The organism is Reyranella sp. CPCC 100927 (assembly GCF_007859315.1).
Taxonomy (GTDB): domain Bacteria; phylum Pseudomonadota; class Alphaproteobacteria; order Reyranellales; family Reyranellaceae; genus Vineibacter.
Genome location: NZ_VOHA01000077.1, coordinates 1 through 529, shown reverse-complemented (window position 1 = coordinate 529; position 529 = coordinate 1). Strand labels below are relative to the sequence as shown.

Sequence of the window (529 nt, the reverse complement as noted above, 5' to 3'; positions counted from 1 at the left end):
CGGCCCGGGCGACGTCGACCGCGGCCTCGGCGATCGCGGCGGGGGTGCGGTAGTTGACCGTGAGCTCGTCGTGGACGAACCGCTCCCCCACGAAGGGCTCGAGGGCGTCCTGCCAGCTGCGGGCGGCGGTGGCCGAGCCCGCCTGGGCGATGTCGCCGACCACGGTGAACGACTTCATGGGGCACCGCCGCATCAGCACGCGCCACTGCATCGGCGAGAGCTCCTGCGCCTCGTCGACGACGACGTGCCCGTAGGCCCACGTGCGGTCGGCGGTCGCGGCCTCGGCGGCGGTCATCCGGTGCTGGGTCACCGCGTTGAAGTCCGTGAGCTGGGCCGCGGTCACGATGCCGTCCGCGCCGACGTCCTCGAGGCTCTGGTGCATGTTCGCCAGGGCGTGCTCGGCGTTGTCCGTGGCCTTGCGGTGCTCCCGGTCCGCCTCGGCCCGCCGGCGCACCCCGGCCTCGTCGAGGTCGCCCAGCAGCTCGGCGGCCTCGTCCAGCAGGGGCACGTCCGCCACGGTGAAGGGGGC

At 74.7% G+C, this 529-nt stretch carries 1 protein-coding gene; it reads right to left on the bottom strand.

What is annotated here, in order from left to right; translation table 11 throughout:
• Positions 1-529: AAA family ATPase (locus tag FQU96_RS42035; RefSeq protein ID WP_146547397.1), on the bottom strand; the 529-nt coding region annotated here is incomplete at both ends.